Here is a 20,404-nt window from a genome sequence, read left to right as displayed (position 1 = left end):
GGCTCAGCCCCGCAGCGGCCCTCCATGCCCCACGGCATGGGGGGCCGGCTGCTGTTCCTGGAGCGCTTCCTCGCGGAGGGTTTCCTCGCGGAGCGCCTCCCTGAGGGCGGCCTTGCCGACGCGCGCGGCCTCCTGGGCGTCCGTCGCCGCCTGGGTGGCGCGCAGGAAGCGGATCAGCGGCGCGTTGTCGAACTGCACCACCGCCACCCCGTCCGCCGAGTGGAACTCCAGTACCACCTGGGCCCGCCCGCAGGGCCAGATCCCGATGTCGCCGGAGCGTCCGGGCGTCCGCAGCCCCGCTTCGAGCAGTTCCCTGGCGAAGACCCACTCCCGGCCGCCGGGGAAGCGGAAGCGCACGTCGCCCGGATCGTCATCGGGGTCGTAGCGGAGCGCGACGTGGATCACCGTCCACTGGCCGGGAACGTCCGTCACGACATGGCCCCGTACGGGCACCTCGACTGCGGGGGACATGAGCGCTCCCTTGATACGGCTGATTCGGCTGGGCCGCCTGGTCCGGCTGGTCCGCTCGGTCTCTTCGGCCTGCTCGGTCCGCCTGGTCCGCCTGGTCCGCCTGGTCCGACGGCACGCAGCCATGCCTTTTGGTCCTGTTTGTATTCCAATGTCCCATATTTCGAGTGAGGTGCCACCCCACCCCCCGGCGTCCCCCACAGGGCCGCACCGCACCATGGACGGGGACCCTGTACGTCGGCCGGGCGTACAGCTAGACGTGGGAGCGCGACGTGGTGGACGTCCAGGGCACAGTGGCCGACGGATACGAGGCGGTCCGGGACGCCTTCGTACGGAACTTCACACACCGCGCGGAGCGGGGCGCCGCCGTCACCGTCTACCGCGACGGACACAAGGTCGTCGACCTCTGGGCCGGTACGAAGGACGTCGACGGCGCCGAACCCTGGGCCCTGGACACCGCCCAGGTCGTCAGGTCCGCGACCAAGGGGGTGGCCGCCGCCGTCCCGCTGCTCCTGCACCAGCGCGGCCAGCTGGACCTCGATGCCCCGGTCTCCACGTACTGGCCGGAGTTCAAGGCGGGCGGCAAGGAGCGGGCCCTCGTCCGGCACTTCCTGGCCCACCGCACCGGCGTCCCCCTCATCGACCGCCCCCTCACCCCGGCCGAGGCCATCGACGGGGTTTCGGGCCCGCACGCAGTCGCCGCCCAGCCGGCCGTCTGGGAGCCCGGCACCGAGCACGGGTACCACGCGCAGACCTACAGCTGGCTGCTGAGCGAACTCGTCCGGCGCGTCACCGGCCGCACCATCGGGCGGTGGATCGCCGAGGAGATCGCCCGCCCCCTGGACATCGACTTCTGGGTCGGCCTGCCCGCCGAGGAGGCGCACCGGGTCGGGCGCATCGGCACCGTCGCCGCGCCGCCGGTCGGCAGCGGCCTCAAGCTCAAGCCGAAGCGGTCGGTCAGCGACGCCTACCAGGACCCCTCCTCGCTGACGAGCCGCGCCTTCGGCGCCGTCGAGCCGTTCCCCGACGAGAACGACGCGGCCTACCGCGCCGCCGAACTCCCCGGCTCCGGCGGCATCTCCACCGCCCGCGCCCTGGCCCGCGTCTACGCCGCGATGATCGGCCGCGTCGACAACGGGCCCCGCCTCTTCGCCCCCGCCACCCTTGCCCTGGCCCGCAGCGAGGAGTCGTCGGGCCCCGACCGGGTGCTGGTCGTCAACACCCGTTTCGGCCTCGGCTTCATGCTGCACGGACCCTCGGCCCCGCTGCTCGGTCCCGGCTCGTTCGGCCACCCCGGCCGCGGCGGCTCACTCGGCTTCGCGGACCCGGAGGCCGGGGTGGCGCTGGGCTATGTGACCAACGCGCTCCAGAAGGGCGTCACCGCGGATCCGCGCGCCCAGGCCCTGGTCAGGGCGGTGCGTTCGGCGACATGATCGCCGTATGGACAACACGAGGCGGTTCGAGGGTCATGCGGTCCTGATCACCGGAGCGGGACGGGGGATCGGCGCGGCCACCGCCCGCCGGTTCACCGACGAGGGCGCGCGCGTCCTGGTCACCGACCTGGACGGTGGCCGTGCGGCGCAGACGGCGGCGGCGCTGCCGGGCGCGCTGCCGTTCACCTGCGACGTCACCGAACGCTCCGCCGTCGAGGCGGCCGTGGCGTACGCGGTGGCCCAGTTCGGCGGTCTCGACGTCCTGGTGAACAACGCGTACGCCTGCTCGCCGGACGCCCCGCTCCTGGAGGACGAGGACGACGAGTCCTGGCACCGCGACCTCGACGCCACCCTGAGCGGCGCCTTCCGCGCCTCGCGCGCCGCCATGCCGCATCTCGCGGCGGCGGGCGGCCGGGGCGCGATCGTCAGCGTCGGATCGGTCAACGGCGTCCAGGACTTCGGCAACCACGCCTACAGCGCGGCCAAGGCGGGCCTGGCCGGGCTGACCCGCACCCTGGCGGGCCATGCGGCGCCGCGCGGGGTCCGGGTCAATCTGGTGACCCCGGGCACGATCCACACGGACGTCTGGGCGGCGCACGGCGCCGAGGAGTCCCTCGAAGAGGCCGCGAGGCACTACCCGTTGGGCCGGGTGGGCGTCCCGGACGACATCGCTGCGGCCATCGCGTTCCTCGCCTCGCGCGACGCGGCCTGGATCACCGGGGTGACCCTGCCGGTCGACGGCGGACTGCTGAGCAGCAATCTGGGGCTGCGCGAAGCGCTGCGCTGAGGCGGGGCGGGGCGGGGCGGCGACCGGGTCCGGGGGCCGGGGCTGAGGGGCTGGGCTCAGTGCACCGGGAAGCCGAAGGAGTGGCCTTGCTCCTTGAGGCGGGGGAGGATGCGGCGCAGGGCCGCGAGGGTCTGACTGCGGTCGCCGCCCGCGTCGTGGAAGAGCAGCGTCGGCCCGTTGGGGAGTTCCTTCTCGACGGTGGCGACGATGGTGTCCGTACCCGGACGCTCGAAGTCCTTGCTGTCCACGTTCCAGCCGAGCGGGCGCATGCCCCGGGAGGCGGCCAGCTTGCGGCTGTAGGGGGTGAATGCCCCGCCCGGCGCCCGGTAGTACATCGGGCGTACGCCGCCGGACGCCTTGGTGATCATGCGTTCGGCGTCCAGGATCTGCTGCGACTGGTAGGACTCGGACCTCTTGTCCATGCCGGTGTTGTGCGACACCGTGTGGTCGCACAGCCGGTGCCCGGCCGCGACCACCTTCTTCACCAGCTCCGGGTGGGCCTGCGCCTGCGGTCCTATCATGCAGAACGTGGCCTTCACCCCGTACTCCCGCAGCAGGTCGAGGACTTGAGGGGTCCACACCGGGTCGGGGCCGTCGTCGATGGTGATGTTGACGCCGTGCGTCCCCTTGTCCGACGCGTGCACGATGCTCGTCGCGACCGTCCTGGTACCGCTGCCCGGGGTTGCCGACGCGGTGGCCTTCGGGGCGGAGTGGTCGGCCGTACCGGCCTGCGCGGTCCATATCGAGGCACCGGCGGCGAGCATCGTCACCCCGAGCCCCGCCCCGATCACCTTGCCGTACCAGCCACGCCCGCCGCCGTGCCGTGCCATGTCCCGCCCCTTGTCTCAACAGCCCTCGCCGATCCCGGTCACGCTGTGACCACTTGGCAGGACGATGCGGACGGGCCGGTGGATGCGTCTGTTACGGAGAACGGACAATTCCGGGGGATTGTGCGGACAACTCCCCACGAAATAAAGGACAAATCGTCTTTAACGGGGCATGGAGGGGGCGAGCCGCTCACCGGTGGTGCTGCGCCGCCCGGAACTCACGGCACCAGGTGCGGTTGCGGCCCGGCAGACCGCCCGGCTCGGATGTGCAGACGTACGGGCAGAACATGCTGTTGATGACCCAGGGCGTGCTGTCCGGGCCGAAGTCCTTCGACATCGCGGCGTCCTGGGTGAGGCCGTACGCGGCCACGGCGAGCTTCCCGGTGTCGCGGAACCGTGCCATCTGGTCGGACAGGAAGTTCTTGTTGGCCGCGAACCACGGGTTGGAGAGCAGGAAGTCGTTCCACTCCTGTTCGCCGAAGGGGCGCCGGGTGGCGTCCCTGATGACCTGCCACACCGGGGCCCCCTTGGCGATGCCGCGGCGGTGCGCGAAGGCGGGGTTCGCCGGGTCGTCCAGGTGCGACTTCCAGAGCTGCACCAGCGAGAACTCGGTGGCCAGGAACTTCTGGTCGTCGCGCAGGAACGGCAGTACGTAGTCGATGTACTTCTGTGCCGCCGCCGGATTGGGCACATGCGGGTGGATGTCCACACCGGCGATGGACGCGGTGTGCGCGGTGAAGGTCATCCAGCGCCGGGTCTGCGCGGTCTGCCCGCCGGGCTTGTCGAGGGCGTTGAGCGCACCCATATAGATCTTCGTCCGGCAGTCCGTTCCGAAGTGCGTCTGCCGGTACGCGGCGGTGTGCTGGGCGAGTGTCTCGTAGAAGGTGTTGATACGAGGGGTGCGGGAGTCCGCCTTGCGCGTCTCGAAGAACGGCTCGTTGCCCACGGTCAGGATGTCGACCTTGCCCATGAACGCTGCCAGCACCTTGTCCAGCCGGGCCAGGGCGGTCTGCATCGCCGGGCTGCCGGGGACCGGTATCGGAGCGTCGTGGTACTGGAACTTCATGGTCAGCACGGTGCCGTAGCCCTGGGCTGCCGCCTTGAGCAGCTTGGCGGGCCCGGTCTGGTCCGCCGGGCTGCCCCGGTCGGCCTCGGACATCACATAGAAGCCGCGCACCCAGGTACCGGACACGGCCTTCAGCTCAGCGAAGTCGATCTTCTCCAGGGCCTGGTTGACGTTGGCGGCGAGCACCCCCGAGGCGGGCGGCGCGGTCACCTTGCCCGGCGCTGAGGCGCTCGCGGAGGGCTCGGGCTTCGCGGTGGGGGAGTGGGCGGGGCTCGCGCCGCCGTCGTGGTCCCGGCCGCAGCCCTCCACGCCGAGCGCCGCCAGCGCGGCGCCCCCGGACAGGGTGAGCAGCCGTCGGCGGGAGTGGCCCCCGTACGGTCGTCGCCCGCCGGTTCCGGTGTCGCTCGCTGCCATACGCCTGTCGCCTCCTGGACTGTTCGCGTGTGCGTCCGCGGCCTCATCGGCTCTGCTGGAAGAGGCCGTTGCACTTCAGGACGGAACAACACCTCCCACAGGTTCGCCGCAGAAGCAAAATCGCGAACGGAGCGGGTGCTCACGGTCCGGAACGCGTCATGCGGAACACGGAGCGCCCCGCCCCGGGGGGACGGGGCGGGGCGCGTTCAGGGTGCGGTCCTCCCGGCACCGCGCGTCACACGCGCAGCCCGGGACGGACCTCAGGGGTGGTAGATCTCCTCCATGGCGGTGATCTGGTGCCGGCCGTTGAGGCGGTAGGAGAAGTACGGGGTGTTGGCGAGCTTGTGCGTCACCAGCCACTGCGGGGTGACCTTGTGGGCCGTGGTGTCGCGGAGGACCTTGACGGAGGCGCCCGGGGCGAAGGAGTACGACCTGGCCGCTCCCGTTGCGGTGTAGTCGACGTCCTCGTCGTTCCTGGTGTTCACCCGGCACTTCTGCGGGGTGACACGCACCACGGTCTTGCCCTTGACGTTCTTCGCGGAGTTCAGCTTGAGGAAGTGCTGGTATCCGGCCGGCGGGTGGCACGGCTTCCAGCTGACGCCCGCGCTCGCGGACGCGGCCTGGGTGCTCGCGGCCGTCCGCGGACTGGCGGCGCCCGATGTCCCGCTCGCGGTGGCGACGAGCGCGGCGGCGGAGGCGAGGGCGAGGGCGGCGGATACGTAACGGTGGTTCATGGACATCCTCTGGGACGAAGATTTGCTGACACTCCGGTAGAGAGCGGACCCTGGAGAAGCGTTTCAACCGGCCGCGGGCTGTGACCGTACGGTGACAACTGCCGTACGACGGAGACGGTTCGGCCTGCCGGGGGTGGGCCGGGCCGTGCGGCTCAGATGCCGATCGGGCTGACGAAGGTGCCGGGGTGAGTGGCGCCGGACTGGTCCAGGATGGCGCCGCCGTACGGCCAGTCGAGGGTGACGTGTGTCGTCTCGTTGGGCGGGGTGATCAGGACCTTGCTCGGGACGAAGGGCTTGGTGTCCTTGGAGTCGGCGGGGATGGCCAGGAGCGTGATGCTGACCGAGGCCGTGCTCTCACCGGGGCGCAGGGTCATGGTGCTCGGGGTGTCCGACGAACGGCGCAGGTCCCAAGCCTCGCCGGTCTTGCTGACCAGCCGGACGCCCGGGAAGCCGTGCAGGGTGCAGGTGCGGTCGCCGCGGTTCGTGAGCTTGACCGAGGCGATCTGCTGGTCCGTGGAGTCCTTCATGTCCGGGGCGCCACCGTGCGGGCCGCCCCAGTCGTAGCCCAGGTCGGTGGTGTGGCAGCGGCTGCTGGTCGCGGCGGACGAGGCGTTGACGGCGTCGGTACGCGAACCCTGCTGCGCGGTCGTCTTCACCTTGGTCCCGGCGGGGATCTCGGCCTTGCCCTGCGAGCCGCCCCGGGCGGTGTCCCCCGTACCGCTGTCGCTGCCCTTGGTGCTGCCCTGCGAGCCGTTCTGCGAGTCGTTCTGCGTACTCGACGAAGAGCCGTCCGACGTACCGGAGTTGGCGCCCGCTGCCTTCGACGAGGTCGAGCCGGAGGACGAGTCGCATGCGGTGGCACCCGCGCCCACGGCGACGACGGCCAGTACGGCGGCGGCGCAGCGAACGGCCCGGTTCAGCTTGGCGGTCATGGTTCCCCTTTTCCGGCGCCGGCCCTGAGTCCGGCGCTCCCCATGTCGAATGCGTCTGTCGAAAGCGTCTGTCGAGTGCGGCAGTCGAGTGCGTCTTACGGAAAGTGAGATGGGCCGCTCTTGGGTCGAGTTCACGGATCTCTGTCCGGAAGCTGTAACAGGCGTCCGTTACATTGCGGCAGCTCGGACGGGTAGACGCGGCCCCGTCCCGGCTGCTGCCCCCGCGCACGGCCCGCCGTACACGACCGGTGCACGGTCCGCCGTACGCGAAAGGCCCCCGCTCGTCCTCCGTGGGGGTGGGGACGGGCCGGGGGCCTGCGGTGCAGCGCGGGGAGCGCGCGCTCCGCGTTCAGCGCTGGGGGCGCCTGCTGTTCAGTGGGCGAAGCCCCAGTCGAGCATCTTGGCGGCGTCGTCGAAGCGCGCCTTGTCGGTCTTGTCCCTGAGGACCACGCCGATCAGGGTGCGGTTGTCCCGCTTGGCGGCGAAGACGACGCAGTACCCGTCCTCCGGGCCGCTGCCGGTCTTGACGCCCAGGGCACCGTCGTAGCTGCCCAGCAGCTCGTTGGTGGTGTTCCAGGTGTAGTACCGGGTGTGACCGTTGGCCGCCGGGGCCTCGGTCTTGTACTGCTTCTTGTTCACGACGTCGACGAACACCGGCTGCATCATGGCGCGCTGGCCGAGCTTGGCCAGGTCGCGTGCGGTGCTGTGGTTGTTGCCGTGCGAGATGCCGTCGAAGGTGTCGAAGTGCGTGCCCTTGAGGCCCAGCTGCTGCGCCTCGGCGTTCATCTGGCTCACGAAGTCGGCGATCCGCGCGTCCGGGGTGTCGCCGGTGCCGAAGTTGTCGGCCAGGGCCATGGCGGCGTCGTCGCCGGACGGGATCAGCATGGCGTTCAGCATCTGCCGGACCGTCAGCGTGTCGCCGGTCTGGAGGTCGGCCGTGCTGCCGCCGGCCTTCTGGACGTAGTCGCGGTAGTCCTGCTTCACCGTGATCTTGTGGTCCAGCCACTCCGGGTGCTTGAGCACCACCAGAGCGGTCATGATCTTGGTGGTGCTGGCCATCGGAACGCTCTCGTCGGCCTTCGAGCCCGCCCACATCTCTCTCTCCTGGCTGCCGTCGCGGGCATCGAGGAGGAAGGCGTGGTCGGCGCTGATCTGGGGGCCGGCCTGGTCGTTCGTGGCCTGGTTGTCCGTGCCCTGTGCGGCGGCGTCCTTGACGGTGTGCTGCACCGTCCTGGTCTGCGGCTGGGCGCTCTGGTCCTGGCCGCCCGGGGCGGTGGCCTCGCTGCCCTGCTGGGCGCTGTCGTCGGCGGAGTGGGTGGCGGGGGTGGCCGCCTGGGCGAGGCCGACGGCGCTGAGCGGCAGGGCGGCCCCGACCAGGGCGACGGTCGCGAACCGGACTCCGGTGCGGTGTATCCGGTTGGGGCGGGCGTGGGAACCCATGGGCGTCCCTCCTCCCGGCGCGAGGCGCCGGTGTGCAGTTGGAAATAGGTTTATACCGAACCTACTTGCGCGATGACAGCGACTGTCAAGTTGGCTCTGTCATAGCCAGGTAACGGCGTTCGCTTCTGTGTAGATGTTGTGCGGGTGGCCGGTGGGGCCTGTGGGGCTGCTCGCCCGGGGTGCCCGGCCGACTCCCCTGGGGCATCGGAGCCCGTCAGCGTCCTGCCGTGCGGACCCGGTCGCCAACTCCGTTGCGCTGGGCCGGTTGTGTCGTCCCGTCTGCCCCGCGTACGCGCCGTTACGCGCCCCCCTGTCGGAGGTGCCGGGCTGCCGGGCGGCCGGGGTCACGCGGGCCCGGGGGCGGGTGCGTGTCCGGGTGTGGTGCCGAGGGAGGGCGTGGCGCCGGTAGCCGCCTCCTCTGCCGGTGGCGGGTTGAGCCGCGCCGACACCACATGGCAGACCACCACCGCCACGATCACCAGCGGCATGACCGTGACACCGTCGTGGCCCAGCAGCAGCGTGGCCAGCAGTACGGAGGTCATCGGCAGCCGGAGCAGCGCCACCGACATCGCGCCCATCCCCATCGCCGCCGCGGAGACGAACGGCAGCCCCGGCAGATGCGACAGTGTGACCCCGCCGGCCGCCCCGATGAACAGCGCGGGAAAGATCGGGCCGCCCCGGAAGGCCGCGAGCGACACGCAGTAGGCGAGGCTCTTGCAGGCGAGCAGCAGCACCAGGGCGCCCAGCGAGTACGAGCCGGTGCTGAGCAGGAGGTGCGGCAGCGCGCTCTGCCCGGAGAACAGCACATCGGACGCGGCCTTCCCGGACCCCTCGGCGTACGCGATGGCCAGCCCCGCCACGGCCAGGCCGACCACCGGCGTCCAGAGCACCCGGCGCCGGTTCACCTGTGGCTGCAGCCGCAGCGCCAGCCGGTGGACCGCCGAACCGAGCAGCCCGGCGGCGACCCCGATCACCAGCGCGTACCCGAACTGGGCCACGTCCGGGCGCCCCGCGTGGGGAAGGCTCGGGATGGTCAGGGTGCCGACCCCGAAACCGGCCCAGGTGCCGAGCCCGGTGAAGACCAGCGAGCCGATCCCCGCGGCCAGCAGCCCCGGTACGAGCACGATCCCGAGCATCGGGCCGGCCAGGCCGGAAGCCTCCATCAGCAGAAACGCCCCGACCAGCGGCGACCCCAGCAACGCGCTGATCGCGGCGAAGCTGCCCGAGGCCGCGACCAGGGCCTGCTGTGACGCGGTGGCTCCCGGCCGCAGCAGCCGGAATCCGTACAGGGCGAGACCGCCGCCGAGCGCGATCAGCGGGGCCTCCGGGCCGACCACCGCACCGAATGCGAGCGAGGCGACAGCCGCGAGCAGGATCCCGGGCAGCTCCGCGGCGGACGCGGTCCCCTGGGTCTTGAGTCCTTCGGCGGGCTGATGGCCGCCGTTGCCCGGCAGGTACTGGACAGCCAGCGCCGTCAGCAGCCCGCCGACCGCGAGCAGCGGCAGCGGCCACCAGACGGGCGCACTGTGCAGGCCGAGCGCGTGGGGCAGGCTGGAGAAGAGGGCCTTCTGCAGATGCTCGACCGCCTGGAGGAAGCCGTAGGCGCCGGCCGAGAGCACCACTCCGAAGAGAGCCGTCAGGACGAGGAGCATGAGGTAGCCCCTGGTCCGCAGCGGCCCGAACGGGTCCGCGCGCAGGGCTGCCTGCTGGTCGGCCTCTGGTCCGTCCGCTGGCATCAGGGTCTCTCCTCAGGCGGTCCGGGGTGGCCCGGTCCGGCCCGGTACGGGTCCGGTCCGGCGCGGTCGGCTGCCTGACGATGATGTCAGCAAGAGGGATGTATCGGTGCATAACGGAAGCTGAGTCGGCGCGAGAGACGTACGGGGGACCTGCCGGTCAGCTGGTGGTGGCGGTGGCGGAGACGGCGGTGACCTGGAAGGAGTCACCACAGACCCGGATGCCACTGGTGCCGGTACCGGTGACGGCGGCGGTGTTGTTGGGCGGGTACACCTTGATCTTGGCCGCCTTGGCGTCGCACTTCCCGTCGGTGACTCCCTCGTCGGGCGTCTTGACCTGGGCGTGCAGCACCTGACCGGGCTTGAGGGTGATGGCCTTGTTGTCACCCTCCTGCGAACGGGAGGCGGCCTTGCCGATCTGGTGGCCCTGGGCGTCCAGGAGGGAGAGGCCGGGGAAGCCCTGCACATGACAGGTCGCCTTGTTCCCGGTGAGCTGCAGGTCGTAGTAGATGGAGTTCATCTCCTGGCCCTTGGCGACGAGCCGGGCCCCGGTGAAGTCGTCCGTGGTGCAGTCGGAGCGCACCTCGCGGGCGCTGCCGCCGCTCGTCTTCGCGGACTGCTGCTTCACCCCGTCCGTGGTCTTCCCGGTGTCGCTCTTGCTGCTCTTGCTGTCGTCGCCGGACGAGGAGGCCTGCCCCTGATCCGATGAGCCGGACGCAGCCGCCGAGACGGAGTGATCGGCGCTGGTCGTCTTGGTGTCATTGCTGCCACAGGCCGCGAGCGAGAGCACTCCGGCCGCAGCGGTCGCGGCAAGCAGGAACGTACGGTTTCGGCTGTTCGTCTTCATACGCATGCGTCTTGCCTTTCATTCAGGTCTTATCCGGGTCTCTTTACGTGTGATGCGCGGACCCGCGACAAAGTTCCTGGACGGCCCCCGTGTCACCCGGTGGGCGGCACCTCGACGACGGGCCCTACCATCCGCCCATGCAGCGCATCCTCGTCGTCGGCATCACCGGGGCCGGAAAGACCACCCTGGCGCGAGCCCTCGCCGCCCGGCTCGACCTGCCGTTCCACGAGATGGACGCGCTCCAGTTCACCGGCCCGGACTGGGCGGTCGACCCCGCCATGCGCGAACGGGTCGCGGCGATCGCCACCACCCCCGCCTGGATCTTCGACTCCTTCGGCTACCCCGAAGTCCGTGACCTGCTGTGGTCCAGCGCCGACACCGTGGTCTGGCTCGACTACTCCCGAGCCGTCATCATGCCCCGCGTACTGCGCAGGTCCCTGCGCCGGACGCTGCTCCGCGAACGGATCTTCGGCGGCAATGTGGAGCCCCTGTCCTCCTGGTTCAGGAAAGACCACCCGGCGTGGTGGTCCTGGTCCCAGCACGCGGCGCGCCGCGCCGAGATAGCCCGCCGCTCGGCCGACCCCCGCTTCGCCCCGCTGCGCGTGCTCCGTTTCCGCTCACCGGGGGAGGCCGCGCAGTGGCTGCGCGACCAGCCCTCCCCGCCGCCGGTCTCGGGCTGAACCTGCTGTGTTACGGGGCGAGTTGGCCTGGGCGTCCGCGGTGACGTCCACGAGGTGAACGGCGCCTCCGGTCACACGTCCTGGCCGTGCTGGTACACGAACGATTACCTGGCCATGCTCCGTAGCGCCCCGGTCCTGAACGCGCGTCGACTGTAGGCGAGTTGGGTACGACACGGTCCGACCGGCGGTTCGATCTCGGCGACGGAGGCGCACCATGAAGAGCGCGCATACGGGGTTCGCGGCGTTCGAGACCAGAGCGGGTGAAGCTGCCCGGACCTTGCTGCACAACCAGGGGTACGACGGCGGGTGGGGCCTCACCCTGACCTCGGTTTCGTCGATCGTCAACACCAGCGAGGTCCTGCCGATTCTGCGGGCCGCCGGAATCGCCGGGCAGCCGGTTCGGCAGGGGCTCGATTTCCTCACCGGTGCCATCCCGGAGCACTCGCGGCCCCGGCCCAAGGGCGGTCGTGGTGAGTACACCCGGTTCATCGCCTTCGGCCTGGCCGGGCTGCTGTCCCACGCTCGTTTCTTCCATCACAAAGGCGTCGCGGAGGCTGTGGCCTGGTGCGTCGGCTGGCTGGAGGACCACCAGGTCGACCACGGCTGGCCCGAGGTCCTCGGACTCGACGACACCTCGCTGCACCAGACCGCCCTGGTGGTGCACCGGCTCGCCGAACTCAGAGATACCCTCCATGACTTCGGTCCCGGGCTCCGCTTACCTGGCGGGGTGAAGACCAACAGCCTGCTGGAGCGCGTCGTACCGCTGATCGGCCACGGAGTGCACGGCATGCTCTACCACCGGCGCCCCAGCGGGGCATGGGGGTGGCGCACCTACGTCGACACCGACCCGAGCCCGAGCAAGACCGCGCTGTGCCTGCTCGCGCTGTCGGCCGTCTGCACCGGAACCGGGCCGGGCGGCGAGCCCGCGTACCGGGACAGCCCGCGGGAGACCGGTGGGGTGCACGGCTCGGTGCAGAAGAAGCGGCTGTCCGAAGTGGTCGCCGAGGCCGGCCAGTGGCTGCTGCACAACCACCACCGGTGGGAGACGTTCGTCGAGAATGACAAGGACGTGCAGGGCACGGCCTGGGAACACATGGCGTACGCGTTGTGCACCCAGGCCGCCATGCGGGCCGGAGCCAGCCCACGAGACCCCCGGCTGGCCAAGGCGTGGAAGCTGATGAACAGCCTGTGGGACTCGGAGGCCGGGCTGTGGAACGAGTCAGGCGCTTCGGGCAAGCGCGCCACCATCCGGGCCGCGTACTACACGGTGTCGGCCTACGAAGAAGCGATGCAGCGTCTGGGCCGAATGAACCTCGCCGACAGCACCGCCGAGTACACGAGCGGGGCGTCGGCCGAGATGGTCATCGTTCGTGTAGCACTCGGCCTGGGCCGCACCGTCCTCGTCGGAGCACGCGACAGCGAAGGAAGCGTGGTGTGTGAGCTGTCGGAGCGCCTGTTCGACGTGGTCCAGGTCGTGCATGACGCGCCCGGGGCCGGGCTGTCGACTGAGCGGATCGCGGCGGCGCTCTATGTCGCTCCGTCCTCGGTGCCCAAATACGTTCAGCGCCTCAACCAGGCCATCTCCGCGGCCTTCGGAGGCGCCCCGGCCCGACTGCTGCTCGCCGGCACGGTGGACGGGGCCAGCGGCTATCGCCTGGCGGGACGGTAGGCCGTCGCCTACGGCGTGGCCCGCTCCTCGGCCACCGGATAGTTCAACAGAGCGAACCGTGCAAGGGAACGGACCTGGTCGAACGTCTTGAGGGTGTCGAGGTCCTCCGGGCCGAACCAGGCGGCGCCGTGCACTTCTTCGAGCTGCGCCTGCACGGCCTGCTCCCGGGTGCCCGGCTGCCGCTGGACATAGAAGAACTGCACCAGCGCCGGGGTGGCGAACCCTTCCCGCTCGATGTCGACGTAGAACGGCACGGGCTCGGGCGTGGCATTGGCATCGGCAGGGTGGATCTCCGGCTGACTGGAGGTGGCCTGCACGAGCAGACCGGTCTCCTCCTTGAACTCGCGCACCGCGGTCCCGGCGAAAGACTCGCCGGGCTCGATATGGCCGCCCGGCGGTACCCATTTGTCGAAGCGGTTGTGGTGCACGAGCAGCACCTTGCCATGCTCGACGAGGTAGCCCGAACAGATGTAGACGAAGCCGGTATCCCGGGACGTCCGGCCGTCTTGGATCAGAATCGAGCGAGGCACGTCCGCCACGATATCCCACCGCGTTGCACTCGAACTCCTGTGCATATCAGGGGACTTCGGTGCTTTCATCGCAGCGACCGATGACATGTCATCGGCAATGACACCGCGATGTCATCGGGTGCACGTCACGACGGGACGCATGGTGGTGACATCCCGGCCCGCGGCTCTCCTGGCCGCAGTCGGCGATACCTCTGTCCGTCGTGGAGAGGACTCCGATGCGCTCTCGCCCGTCCTCGTGGCGTGCCCGGTATCAACAGCGGTTCGCTGCCCCGCAGACCTGGTGGTTCAGCCTACGACCTGGTGCAATCTGGACTGCCGGTACTGCTATCTGCCGTTTCGCAAGCTGAAACACCAGATGTCGGCGGAGGTCGCCGAGGCCCTGGCGCAGGAGGTGGCCCAGTTCGACGACAGCGGCCATCCGGTCGGCGTCGTCTGGCACGGCGGGGAACCGCTCGCCGTCGGCCGGCAGAAGTTCGAGAGCCTGCTCGCGCCGTTCGAGGGCTTGCGCTGTGCGGGCCGGGTTCACCACTACCTGCAGACCAACGCGACACTTCTCACCGAGTCGTGGTGCGCACTTCTGGCCGCGCACGACGTCCGCGTCGGGGTGAGTATCGACGGACCGGCCGACTTGAACGCCGAGCGTGTCGATCTCCGGGGCAAGCCCGTTTTCGACCGGATTCTGCGCGGCATGACGAAGCTGCGCGAGCACGGCATCCCGTTCTCCGTCATCTCGGTGGTCGGCGCCCTGGGCATCACGATGCCGGAGGAACTGTTGGAGTTCCTGTCCGCCCTGGGCGGTCACTCGGTGGGTTTCAACATTGAGGAGATCGAGGGGGTCAACACCGACCGGCAGCCGCCCACCGCGGTCCAGGCCGAGGAGTTCTGGCGCCGCACCCTCACCTGGTCCCGTGAGCACCCTGACGCCCCGGTGGTCCGGGAAGTCGACCGCCTCGCCGAGTATCTCCAGCTGATCCGTTCCGGCCAGAGAGCAGAGTGGGAACGGCGCCGCCTCGATCCGATTCCCACGGTCTCCTGGAAGGGCGATGTGGTCCTGCTCTCTCCCGAACTCGCGGACACAGAGGCCCCCGAGTACGACCACTTCGTGGCCGGCAACATCCTCGAACAACCCTTGGCCGAGATCCTCCGTGAGGCCCACCGGCTCGGCTACGTACGCGACTTCCTCACCGGCCTCGACCGATGTCAGGCCGAATGCCAGTTCTTCGACTTCTGCCGGGGAGCACAGGCCGCCAACCGCTACTTCGAGAACGGCAGTCTCCGGTCCACCGAGACCAACTACTGCCGGGTCTCCCGGCAGGCCCTGGTCACAGCCCTGGCCACGCTCGCAACGAAGGAGACAGCAGCATGACCGTTCTGGACGGGCTCGCCACATCCGAAGCCCCCATCGTGCTGGAGTTGACAGCCACGCACGACGCTCCGCCCCCAGTCATCGTTGGAACGCCGTGGGACAACCGGCCCACGTGGGACAACTGGACGAAGAGTCCGGCACCCTTCGACAACCGTCCGACCTGGGACAACTGGAACAAGAAGTAGCCGCTCGGTGCTGCTGCCCTCTTCAAGGCCGACAGCACCGGCGACCGAGTCACCGCGTTGAAAGGCTGTTGATGGACACCCGCACGATCCGCCGCACGAGCGTCACCCTCTCCGCCCTGCACGAGCCGGGCCGCTACCTCTCCCACATCACCTCGCTGGAGGGTGGACGCGGGCGGCTCGCGGAGTTCCACTACGCCGACGCCGATCTGCGGGACCTCGACCTGGCCGACACTCACCTGCTCGATGGACGGATCGCCGGCCTGAAGACCCAGCGCACCCGCCTGGAGAAGCTGCGCGTCGACTCCGTGGAGTTCATCGGCTGTGAGCTGTCCTCCCTGCAGTGGACCGACAGCAAGATCTCCAGAGCCGTCTTCCGCGATTGCAAGCTCATGGGCGCCACCCTCGAAGACGTCGCGCTCGACAACGTGCTGTTCGAGAACTGCAAGCTCGACTACAGCACTCTCGCCCGCGTCCGGGCCACCGGTCCCGTGATCTTCTCCAAGTGCTCGCTGCGCGAGACCACCTTCGCCGCCGCCGACTTGGGCGCCGCCCTGATCGACGCCTGCGATCTGCGGCTGACCGAGTTCGACGGCGGGAAGTACCGCGGCCTGGACCTTCGGGGCAACACCCTCTCGCAGCTGCGCGGCCTCTCCTCGCTCAAGCAGATCCTCATCGATCAGGCCCAGACACTCCAGCTGGCCGAGGCCCTGGCCGCCGAGCTGGACGTCACCTTCGGTGAAGACCTCGACGACAAGTAGCCACACACCTGCCCCCAGGGAGGCACGGCCATGTGCCCGCGACTCGCATTCGACACGTTCGAGGACATACGCGGCCGGTGCGAAATCGCGCCGGTCCGGAGGGCCGGCAACGAGCCCTGCTACGACGAGGACGCCATCGTTCCGGACGAGAACTGGGAGACGATCACCGCCGCTGACGCCGAGGTGCATCGTGCCGATGGCTCGGTGCCGGACAGCGTTCGGATCGAACTCGTACGCCGCCCGCTGCCCGACCTCGACCCCGATGGTTTCGCGGGCCGCCTCGAAGCAGCCGCCTGCCTCGATCCCCTCAACGGCGGCTGGCCCACCGAACTCCTGGGTTGCACGGTCAGCCCCGGCAACCGGGCCACCACCACCGAAGACTCCACCAAAGGTTGCCGGATCGGCCTGCACGTCGACAACTTCGACCGGCTGCGGTACGACCGACGCCACCAGGGCCGCAGGCGACTCTGCCTCAATCTCGGTCCCGGCCCCCGATACCTCCTCATCGGCGACCACGACATCCAGCAGATCTGCCGCACGCTGTACGCTGCCCCGGACCGGCACCACCCTCACACCGACGACATCCGCCGGTACGTTGCCGCAGGACATCCGCTGCGCTGCCTGCGCATCCGCCTCGATCCGGGCGACGGGTACATCGCCCCGACCGAGCTCCTCGCTCACGACGGCTCGACCGCCGGAATCGACCGTCCCTCCGTCGCCGCGTTCTGGCTCGGCCGACCCCCGCTTCGCGCCGCTGCGCGTGCTCCGTTTCCGCTCACCGGGGGAGGCCGCGGTGTGGCTGCGCGACCAGCCCTCCCCGCCGCCGGTCTCGGGCTGAACCTGCTTTGTTACGGGGCGAGTTCCCCGCCCTTCACGGCGGTGACGAAGGCGGACCAGCCGTCGGCGGGGAAGGCGAGGGCGGGGCCGTGGGGGTTCTTGGAGTCGCGGACGGGGATGACAGTGTGCCCGTCAACCACTTCGAGGCAGTCGTTCTGTTCGACACCGCTGTAACTGGACTTGCGCCATCCGGTCAGAACCGTGGCGTCCATGACGACCTGCTCACTTCGACGCATGTGCGTATTCCTTCGCTACGGCCCTCACCAGGGCCAGTGAATCCGTGCGCGACAGTGCGTCGCTCAGGGCCAGATCGTAGACCTTCTGGCATTTGCCGACCAAGGCTGGATCATCGATCAGATGCCCGGTTTTCACTCCCTCCGAGTAGGCAATGGGCGGGGCGTCAGCGAACTCCATGAGATAGAGCAGTCCATCCATCAACGCGTGGGCTCCGATGCTGAACGGCATGACGTGCAGCCGCAGGCGTCCTGATTCGGCCAGGTCTGTGATCTTGTTGAGCTGGTCGGCCATGACCTTCGGTCCACCCACCCTCCGCCGGAGGACTGCCTCGTCCAGCAGGCACCAAAGTACGGGCCGTGACGGCCTATCGAACAGCGCAGCCCGAGCCTGACGGATGACAACGGCTTCGTCTAGTTCCTTGTCCTCATAGTTCGGTGAGCCCTGGCGGAAGACCGCGCGCGAGTACTCCTTGGTCTGGAGCAAGCCGGGGACGAGTGAGGGGGAGTAGTGGCGGAGTTCGGACGCCTGCTGCTCCAACTCGGCTACGGGAGCGAAGTACTGGGTGAATTTGGTGTCCAGGTCCTTCAGCCAGCGGGCGAAGAACCCGTCCGTCCCCAGCACCCGGTCCAGTCGCTGGGCATCGTCCGGGGTGGGCAGGCGGCGCCCCGCCTCCCAGTGGCTGACCAGCGTCGGGGAGCAGACCACTGCCTCGCTGACCGTCTCCTGGGTCAGGCCGGCGGCGATCCGCCGGATCCTCAGCTCCTCGCCGTACTTCTGCCGGATCGTGCGCGACACCGGTGCCCCTGCCATGGGACCAACTCCCTCACTTGAACGTCGCGTTGTCAGGTCGAAACCCCTAGAAGCGTAGCGACGCAAGCCACACGCTGTGAGTTATTCGTCACAGTGCGACACAAGTCCACGTGTGGTCAACACCAACAGGAGCGTCCCTATGCGCAGGTTCCTTGCCTGTCTCGCCGACCCGGTGATCCGATTGCTGAACAGGTCGGCGAGACGGCGGCCGGACCCGCGGCCCCCGGTCGAACTCCGGCGCCGCCGCCTCCTCGTGTGCCGGGCGTCGCTGCCGCTCGGTCACCGACTGCTGCCTCACCTGGGCTCGTTCTCGTCCCTGGCGTACGACCGTCTGGCGCTCAGCCGTATCGCCTGGTTCGACCTGCACGGCGTCGAGGTCGGGCCGCCGTGCCCGCTGCACGGTGTGGTGGTGCGCTGATGGAGGCGACCACCGAGGACGCCGTGGTGCGGCGGTGGAGCCGGCGGCCCGTCTGTGTCGCGCGGGCCCGTGCGGAACTCCGTACCGTACTGGAGAGTTGGGGCCTCACGCCGCTCACCGACACCGCTTGCCTCGTCCTCTCCGAGCTGCTGACCAATGCCGGGCGGCACGCCGTGGTCTCACCGGGGCGGGAGATCGAGACCCGCTTCCTGCGGGGTGCGCACGGGCCCGGTGTCCGTATCGAGGTGCACGACGCCTCGTCCGTCCCGCCCCGCATGCTCGCCCCGGGTCCGGACACGGAAGGGGGCAGGGGCCTGCTCCTGGTGGAGGCGCTGGCCGACAGCTGGGGCTTCGGCGAGCGGGGCGGGCCCGGGAAGGTCGTCTGGGCGGAGCTGGGACCGGGCGGCGGTGGCGGTGGTGCCGAGTGAGCGCGGTATGTGCGCCGTCCTGGTGGTCCGCGGTGACCTCATCAGGGTCCAGGGGGAGTGGCACGAGGTACGGGCATCGCGGCTCGACCGGTTCACGACGGGCGGCGCGGTCGTCGTGCTGACCCTGGCGGAACGCCCGCCGCTGCGGGTGCCGGTGTTCCTGCGCATGGACGTCGTGCGCTGAGCGAACGGCCGGTAAGGGGAGGGCGGGGGCCCCAGGCCCGGGGACGGGCCTCAGGGGGTGCCGGTCTCCGCCGGCCGGAGTTCCGTACGGAGGAGTGCGAGCGCCGCGCCGGCCACGGGGAGGACCAGTGCCGTCATGAGCAGCATGCTCACCGCGGCCGGGACGACCTCCATCACCGAACCGGCGGCGTACGGGTTGTCGTGCGTGAGCCACAGGACGGCGAGACCGACCGGGTGGGCGAGGGGTCCCGCCGCGTACACCAGGATGTTGTACGCGGCGGTGACGGCCGCCGAGAGCAGGAGGCCCACGCCCAGCGCCCGCCACCTTCGCGCACCGCCCGTCAGTGACCAGGACCGGCGTACGGCGGCCCGCGCGGTGGGCGCGCCGTTCACCGCGGCGGCGGTGGCGAGAATCAGACGGAGCCATACGAAGAGCGCGAGGGCGATCACCAGGGACGTCGAGCCGTTGCCCAGCAGCCGGTAGGGCGTACTGCTCCAGTAGTCGAGCCGCGGGATCTCGATGCCCAGCATGCCGCCGCTCCGGTAGAAGGCGGCCACGAGATAGGCCAGCAGGATCAGGGGCGCCACGCAGAGGACCGTCAGGAGCTGTACGCGGATGGCGCGCCCGAGGTACGGGCGGCTGCGCCGCCACAGTTCGCCGGGGCTCAGCCACCGGTCGGCCGTCTCCGCGTCGCGGACGGCCACGGCATACGCGACGAGCAGCAGGGTGAGGACGAAGACGCCGACCACCACCAGCAGCACCATGAAGGGGAAGCTTCTGAGGAAGATGGAGGTGTACTGCTCCGGGAAGTAGCCCACGGGCGGGTCCTCGTACGCGATCTCGGCGCGGGCCCCCTTCCAGGTGACGGCGAAGTTGTGCCAGGAGAGGGCGAACGCCCCCGCCACCAGCGCGGCGCCCACGAGCGCGGCGAACAGTGCGACGCCGAAGGAGAAGCCGTACAGGCCGCGCCATCCGCCGCGGAAGAGTTCCAGGGTGTCTGCCGTGATCCGGCGCCGGGTGGTTCCTGCGCCCCTCGTATCAGCCGGCGCTCCCGTGTCCTCCCGGGAGCCCGGGACCGTCGCTCCGTCCGGCACCGCCGCCCGGCCCTTCTCCCGCGTCACTGCTCGCGCCCCTCTCCGTAACCTCTCGGCGGAGCCGTCTTCCGCCGGTTCCGCTTATGCCCGCACCGCACGACGTCAGTCACCTCGGCTTCCTCGTCGTGTGCGGGGCGATTTCACGCTCTTCGATCAGTGCTTGACCGGGGGGCAGTAGCCGGTGTTCTCGCCGATGGTGTTGATCTCGGCGTTGGAGCGGGAGTCCCCGGCGTAGTCGATCTGGTTGGTGCAGCTCGTTCCGGGCTTCTTGGGGGTACCGGCGGGCTTGCTGCCCTTCTGCGGCTTGGGGCAGTGGCCGGTGTCCGCGCCGATGCTGTTGATCTCGGCGTTGGAGCGGGGGTCGCCCGCGTAGTTGATCTGGTTGGTGCAGCTGACCCCGGTCTTCGAGGAGGAGCCCGACGTGGAGTCCTTCTTCTGCGGCTTGGGGCAGTGGCCGGTGTCCGCGCCGATGCTGTTGATCTCGGCGTTGGAGCGGGGGTCGCCCGCGTAGTTGATCTGGTTGGTGC

General features: G+C 70.0%; 22 protein-coding genes and 1 pseudogene. 10 read left to right on the top strand and 13 right to left on the bottom strand.

Annotated elements, in window-relative coordinates; all coding sequences use genetic code 11:
* Positions 1–3 precede the first annotated feature (3 nt).
* On the bottom strand, positions 4–471 hold the full coding sequence (locus ACWGKJ_RS21435) for an SsgA family sporulation/cell division regulator (RefSeq protein WP_385028736.1): 468 nt from the start codon (positions 469–471) through the stop codon (positions 4–6).
* A gap of 272 nt (positions 472–743) precedes the next feature.
* On the opposite strand from ACWGKJ_RS21435, the gene ACWGKJ_RS21430 reads away from it, so the two are divergent.
* Both ACWGKJ_RS21430 and ACWGKJ_RS21425 read left to right on the top strand, forming a co-directional pair.
* Positions 744–1,901 (top strand): serine hydrolase domain-containing protein, encoded by a 1,158-nt coding sequence (locus tag ACWGKJ_RS21430; RefSeq protein WP_385028744.1) that lies wholly within the window; start codon positions 744–746, stop codon positions 1,899–1,901.
* A gap of 7 nt (positions 1,902–1,908) precedes the next feature.
* Complete coding sequence (locus ACWGKJ_RS21425; RefSeq protein WP_385028733.1) at positions 1,909–2,688, top strand: SDR family NAD(P)-dependent oxidoreductase; 780 nt, start codon at positions 1,909–1,911, stop codon at positions 2,686–2,688.
* Between the two features lie 56 nt (positions 2,689–2,744).
* Here ACWGKJ_RS21425 and ACWGKJ_RS21420 read toward each other — a convergent pair whose 3' ends face one another.
* From ACWGKJ_RS21420 to ACWGKJ_RS21390, 7 genes are all read right to left on the bottom strand, one after another.
* Positions 2,745–3,518: a polysaccharide deacetylase family protein gene (locus ACWGKJ_RS21420; protein ID WP_385028730.1), complete on the bottom strand. Its 774-nt coding sequence runs from the start codon at positions 3,516–3,518 to the stop codon at positions 2,745–2,747.
* Positions 3,519–3,705: 187 nt separating this feature from the next.
* Positions 3,706–4,995, bottom strand: a complete 1,290-nt coding sequence (locus ACWGKJ_RS21415) for a hypothetical protein (RefSeq protein WP_385028727.1) — start codon at positions 4,993–4,995, stop codon at positions 3,706–3,708.
* Positions 4,996–5,255: 260 nt separating this feature from the next.
* A complete protein-coding gene (locus ACWGKJ_RS21410) occupies positions 5,256–5,729 on the bottom strand; it encodes a hypothetical protein (protein WP_385028724.1) in 474 nt (157 codons plus the stop codon).
* Between the two features lie 152 nt (positions 5,730–5,881).
* The gene (locus ACWGKJ_RS21405) at positions 5,882–6,661 is read right to left on the bottom strand and encodes a DUF4232 domain-containing protein (RefSeq protein ID WP_385028721.1); all 780 of its coding nucleotides are present in this window, start codon (positions 6,659–6,661) and stop codon (positions 5,882–5,884) included.
* Positions 6,662–7,033: 372 nt separating this feature from the next.
* Positions 7,034–8,101, bottom strand: a complete 1,068-nt coding sequence (locus tag ACWGKJ_RS21400) for a D-alanyl-D-alanine carboxypeptidase family protein (protein WP_385028718.1) — start codon at positions 8,099–8,101, stop codon at positions 7,034–7,036.
* 344 nt (positions 8,102–8,445) lie between these two features.
* Positions 8,446–9,837 carry a chloride channel protein gene (locus ACWGKJ_RS21395; RefSeq protein ID WP_385028715.1) on the bottom strand — a complete coding sequence of 464 codons (1,392 nt, stop codon included), beginning with the start codon at positions 9,835–9,837 and terminating at the stop codon, positions 8,446–8,448.
* Between the two features lie 157 nt (positions 9,838–9,994).
* The gene (locus ACWGKJ_RS21390) at positions 9,995–10,681 is read right to left on the bottom strand and encodes a DUF4232 domain-containing protein (protein ID WP_453315790.1); all 687 of its coding nucleotides are present in this window, start codon (positions 10,679–10,681) and stop codon (positions 9,995–9,997) included.
* A gap of 137 nt (positions 10,682–10,818) precedes the next feature.
* Between ACWGKJ_RS21390 and ACWGKJ_RS21385 the strand changes: the two genes are divergently transcribed.
* Together ACWGKJ_RS21385 and ACWGKJ_RS21380 are read left to right on the top strand one after the other, a co-directional pair.
* Positions 10,819–11,361 carry an AAA family ATPase gene (locus ACWGKJ_RS21385; RefSeq protein WP_385028709.1) on the top strand — a complete coding sequence of 181 codons (543 nt, stop codon included), beginning with the start codon at positions 10,819–10,821 and terminating at the stop codon, positions 11,359–11,361.
* A gap of 214 nt (positions 11,362–11,575) precedes the next feature.
* Positions 11,576–13,030: a prenyltransferase/squalene oxidase repeat-containing protein gene (locus ACWGKJ_RS21380; RefSeq protein ID WP_385028706.1), complete on the top strand. Its 1,455-nt coding sequence runs from the start codon at positions 11,576–11,578 to the stop codon at positions 13,028–13,030.
* An 8-nt stretch (positions 13,031–13,038) separates the two neighbouring features.
* Here ACWGKJ_RS21380 and ACWGKJ_RS21375 read toward each other — a convergent pair whose 3' ends face one another.
* A complete protein-coding gene (locus ACWGKJ_RS21375) occupies positions 13,039–13,569 on the bottom strand; it encodes an NUDIX domain-containing protein (protein ID WP_453315789.1) in 531 nt (176 codons plus the stop codon).
* Positions 13,570–13,645: 76 nt separating this feature from the next.
* On the opposite strand from ACWGKJ_RS21375, the gene amcB reads away from it, so the two are divergent.
* The 3 genes from amcB to ACWGKJ_RS21360 all read left to right on the top strand — a co-directional run bounded on the left by amcB (position 13,646) and on the right by ACWGKJ_RS21360 (position 15,869).
* On the top strand, positions 13,646–14,926 hold the full coding sequence (amcB, locus tag ACWGKJ_RS21370; protein WP_385028700.1) for a cyclophane-forming radical SAM peptide maturase AmcB: 1,281 nt from the start codon (positions 13,646–13,648) through the stop codon (positions 14,924–14,926).
* Positions 14,923–15,111: a multiple cyclophane-containing RiPP AmcA gene (amcA, locus tag ACWGKJ_RS21365; protein WP_385028697.1), complete on the top strand. Its 189-nt coding sequence runs from the start codon at positions 14,923–14,925 to the stop codon at positions 15,109–15,111. Before amcB ends, amcA begins: the two co-directional genes overlap by 4 nt.
* Positions 15,112–15,182: 71 nt before the next feature.
* Entirely contained in the window at positions 15,183–15,869 is a 687-nt protein-coding gene (locus ACWGKJ_RS21360; RefSeq protein ID WP_385028694.1) for a pentapeptide repeat-containing protein, read from the top strand.
* An 848-nt stretch (positions 15,870–16,717) separates the two neighbouring features.
* Here ACWGKJ_RS21360 and ACWGKJ_RS21355 read toward each other — a convergent pair.
* Together ACWGKJ_RS21355 and ACWGKJ_RS21350 are read right to left on the bottom strand one after the other, a co-directional pair.
* Positions 16,718–16,918, bottom strand: a complete 201-nt coding sequence (locus tag ACWGKJ_RS21355; RefSeq protein WP_385028741.1) for a DUF397 domain-containing protein — start codon at positions 16,916–16,918, stop codon at positions 16,718–16,720.
* 10 nt (positions 16,919–16,928) lie between these two features.
* Complete coding sequence (locus ACWGKJ_RS21350; RefSeq protein WP_385028691.1) at positions 16,929–17,753, bottom strand: helix-turn-helix domain-containing protein; 825 nt, start codon at positions 17,751–17,753, stop codon at positions 16,929–16,931.
* A 139-nt stretch (positions 17,754–17,892) separates the two neighbouring features.
* Here ACWGKJ_RS21350 and ACWGKJ_RS21345 point away from each other — a divergent pair, with 139 nt between their 5' ends.
* Genes ACWGKJ_RS21345 through ACWGKJ_RS21335 form a run of 3 tightly spaced genes read left to right on the top strand, consistent with a single transcriptional unit; the run spans position 17,893 to position 18,783 of the window.
* The gene (locus tag ACWGKJ_RS21345; protein WP_385028688.1) at positions 17,893–18,171 is read left to right on the top strand and encodes a hypothetical protein; all 279 of its coding nucleotides are present in this window, start codon (positions 17,893–17,895) and stop codon (positions 18,169–18,171) included.
* Positions 18,171–18,599, top strand: a complete 429-nt coding sequence (locus ACWGKJ_RS21340; RefSeq protein WP_385028685.1) for an ATP-binding protein — start codon at positions 18,171–18,173, stop codon at positions 18,597–18,599. Before ACWGKJ_RS21345 ends, ACWGKJ_RS21340 begins: the two co-directional genes overlap by 1 nt.
* Positions 18,589–18,783, top strand: a complete 195-nt coding sequence (locus ACWGKJ_RS21335) for a hypothetical protein (RefSeq protein WP_453315788.1) — start codon at positions 18,589–18,591, stop codon at positions 18,781–18,783. Before ACWGKJ_RS21340 ends, ACWGKJ_RS21335 begins: the two co-directional genes overlap by 11 nt.
* A gap of 50 nt (positions 18,784–18,833) precedes the next feature.
* Here ACWGKJ_RS21335 and ACWGKJ_RS21330 read toward each other — a convergent pair whose 3' ends face one another.
* Together ACWGKJ_RS21330 and ACWGKJ_RS21325 are read right to left on the bottom strand one after the other, a co-directional pair.
* Positions 18,834–19,904, bottom strand: coding sequence for a hypothetical protein (locus ACWGKJ_RS21330; RefSeq protein ID WP_385028678.1), 1,071 nt, complete (start codon positions 19,902–19,904; stop codon positions 18,834–18,836).
* Positions 19,905–20,030: 126 nt separating this feature from the next.
* Positions 20,031–20,404: pseudogene (locus ACWGKJ_RS21325) on the bottom strand (hypothetical protein); the annotation flags it as partial.

The organism is Streptomyces sp. NPDC054757, assembly GCF_053612185.1.
Note: the sequence above shows the minus strand (reverse complement) of the source record. Positions and strands in the feature narration are given on the sequence as shown.

Excerpts from the sequence above, each read along its gene's own strand:
- ACWGKJ_RS21435 (WP_385028736.1), bottom strand. The coding sequence starts at position 471 with ATGTCCCCCGCAGTCGAGGTGCCCGTACGGGGCCATGTCGTGACGGAC.
- ACWGKJ_RS21425 (WP_385028733.1), top strand. The coding sequence starts at position 1,909 with ATGGACAACACGAGGCGGTTCGAGGGTCATGCGGTCCTGATCACCGGA.
- ACWGKJ_RS21420 (WP_385028730.1), bottom strand. The coding sequence starts at position 3,518 with ATGGCACGGCACGGCGGCGGGCGTGGCTGGTACGGCAAGGTGATCGGG.
- ACWGKJ_RS21415 (WP_385028727.1), bottom strand. The coding sequence starts at position 4,995 with ATGGCAGCGAGCGACACCGGAACCGGCGGGCGACGACCGTACGGGGGC.
- ACWGKJ_RS21410 (WP_385028724.1), bottom strand. The coding sequence starts at position 5,729 with ATGAACCACCGTTACGTATCCGCCGCCCTCGCCCTCGCCTCCGCCGCC.
- ACWGKJ_RS21405 (WP_385028721.1), bottom strand. The coding sequence starts at position 6,661 with ATGACCGCCAAGCTGAACCGGGCCGTTCGCTGCGCCGCCGCCGTACTG.
- ACWGKJ_RS21400 (WP_385028718.1), bottom strand. The coding sequence starts at position 8,101 with ATGGGTTCCCACGCCCGCCCCAACCGGATACACCGCACCGGAGTCCGG.
- ACWGKJ_RS21395 (WP_385028715.1), bottom strand. The coding sequence starts at position 9,837 with ATGCCAGCGGACGGACCAGAGGCCGACCAGCAGGCAGCCCTGCGCGCG.
- ACWGKJ_RS21390 (WP_453315790.1), bottom strand. The coding sequence starts at position 10,681 with ATGAAGACGAACAGCCGAAACCGTACGTTCCTGCTTGCCGCGACCGCT.
- ACWGKJ_RS21385 (WP_385028709.1), top strand. The coding sequence starts at position 10,819 with ATGCAGCGCATCCTCGTCGTCGGCATCACCGGGGCCGGAAAGACCACC.
- ACWGKJ_RS21380 (WP_385028706.1), top strand. The coding sequence starts at position 11,576 with ATGAAGAGCGCGCATACGGGGTTCGCGGCGTTCGAGACCAGAGCGGGT.
- amcB (WP_385028700.1), top strand. The coding sequence starts at position 13,646 with ATGTCATCGGCAATGACACCGCGATGTCATCGGGTGCACGTCACGACG.
- amcA (WP_385028697.1), top strand. The coding sequence starts at position 14,923 with ATGACCGTTCTGGACGGGCTCGCCACATCCGAAGCCCCCATCGTGCTG.
- ACWGKJ_RS21360 (WP_385028694.1), top strand. The coding sequence starts at position 15,183 with ATGGACACCCGCACGATCCGCCGCACGAGCGTCACCCTCTCCGCCCTG.
- ACWGKJ_RS21355 (WP_385028741.1), bottom strand. The coding sequence starts at position 16,918 with ATGGACGCCACGGTTCTGACCGGATGGCGCAAGTCCAGTTACAGCGGT.
- ACWGKJ_RS21350 (WP_385028691.1), bottom strand. The coding sequence starts at position 17,753 with ATGGCAGGGGCACCGGTGTCGCGCACGATCCGGCAGAAGTACGGCGAG.
- ACWGKJ_RS21345 (WP_385028688.1), top strand. The coding sequence starts at position 17,893 with ATGCGCAGGTTCCTTGCCTGTCTCGCCGACCCGGTGATCCGATTGCTG.
- ACWGKJ_RS21340 (WP_385028685.1), top strand. The coding sequence starts at position 18,171 with ATGGAGGCGACCACCGAGGACGCCGTGGTGCGGCGGTGGAGCCGGCGG.